Consider the following 1,638-nt stretch of genomic DNA (forward strand, 5'->3'; position numbering starts at 1 on the left):
TATTATAGGAAAGTATATAATTTTTCGGCTGTGGAATGTTGTGCTGGCGCATGTTTCACAGTTTTTGTTTTGGTTCCACAATGGTAAAATAGAGGCATGAATAAGAACATTCTCCATACTATTTTCTTTGATGAGAACAATCATTGGGACCAGTTTTCTAAAAGATTCAAACTGAAGATAAGACCTGTAGTCTTACAAGAGGTTGAAAAGTTTAGATACTGTGGGGATATTTCTAAAGGATTTCGGTTATATGTTTGTGAAGGTTGCCATGCGGTAAAGAGAGTTCCGATTCGATGTAAAGGCAAATTTTGTCCGACATGTTCTGTCGGTGAAAGTGAGCGTTGGAGTGAGATTGTATCCCAGGATATGTTCCACACAACTCACAGACATATTGTTTTTACCATTGATGAAGGCTTGAGGACCATCTTTTTAAAGTATCATCGGGAAATACTTTTGAAAGGACTAATGGATGAGGCTGCGCAAGTGATTTTGGATTATTTCAAGAAACAGAAGATTCGACCTGGTATCATTTTGACTCTCCACACTTTCGGTTCCAAGCTCGAGTTTAATCCCCATGTGCATATGATTGTAACCATGGGTGGGCTGACCAAAGGTGGTGAGTGGAAAGATTACGATTATATCCCATACAAAATGTTGCGGATAAATTGGCAGAATGCAGTGTTAAAGTTGATTCGGCGCGTGTTATCTCCGAAGGAGAAAAAGGAAGTGCAGCCACAGCTTCAAATAGCCTATACTAAAAATGCTGAAGGCTTTTACGTCAACGCTCCGAAGAGAAGTCGAACGAACGTCAAAAAAGTACTGCAGTATATTAGCCGCTACATGAAACGCGGACCGATCGCGTTAAAACGTATCCTCATGTATGACGGTGATATCGTAATGTTCCGCTATCACGACAAACGAACAGATACAGATGAAACAGAAATCATGCTTGCGAAGGAGTTTATTGCAGCTTTAGTACGACACATCCCGGATAAAAACTTTAAAATGATCCGCAGATATGGGTTATACAGCAGGAGAATTAAAACAGTTGCGAAAGAAGTCGTTAAAGAGCTTCAATCAAAGATGAAGCGGCTGTTGCTGAATGTTTCGACTGCTTTGAAACCAAAGAAATGGGCTGAACGAATTGCCGAATGTTTTGGAGAAAATCCCCTAAAATGTTCCTGTTGCGGAAACCTCTTTGTGTTCCGCGGGATTGTTGTGTCCAAAAATGGAAGGCTTAAAATCCAATATGCGAACGATTCGGAGGCAAGGAGATATCTACGAGAGGAGATTCGGCACATTGAGTCAAAAGAATTCAAAATTAACCAAAAACAAGCTGAAAAAGAAATTTATGAAGCAACACGCTTCGACTGGGAAAAGCAGCGTCAATTATATATGTCTTCAATGCGGAATCAAGGAATCGATTCCGAAGGAAGTGGTGGATGAATTCGACCTGTGGGATGAAGGGGATTTATCGGATGCACCCAGATTCACTTGCGAAAATTGTGGTGGAGAAATGTATCCTGAGTACTATAAAAGTACCCACGGTGTGGAATATAAACTATCAGATTATCAAAAAAAATAATACAACAACGCAAAAAAAGGCATCGGGGTGGTTTTCCCCGATGCTTTTCTTAT

At 40.2% G+C, this 1,638-nt stretch carries 1 protein-coding gene; it reads left to right on the forward strand.

Going from position 1 to position 1,638, the window contains the following annotated elements; genetic code table 11:
• The first annotated feature begins 96 nt into the window (after positions 1 to 96).
• Positions 97 to 1,446, forward strand: a complete 1,350-nt coding sequence (locus tag C8U37_RS14295) for an IS91 family transposase (protein ID WP_170100323.1) — start codon at positions 97 to 99, stop codon at positions 1,444 to 1,446.
• The last annotated feature ends 192 nt before the right edge of the window (positions 1,447 to 1,638 follow it).

Origin of the sequence: Trichococcus patagoniensis (assembly GCF_003051085.1) — a bacterium.
Taxonomy (GTDB): domain Bacteria; phylum Bacillota; class Bacilli; order Lactobacillales; family Aerococcaceae; genus Trichococcus; species Trichococcus patagoniensis.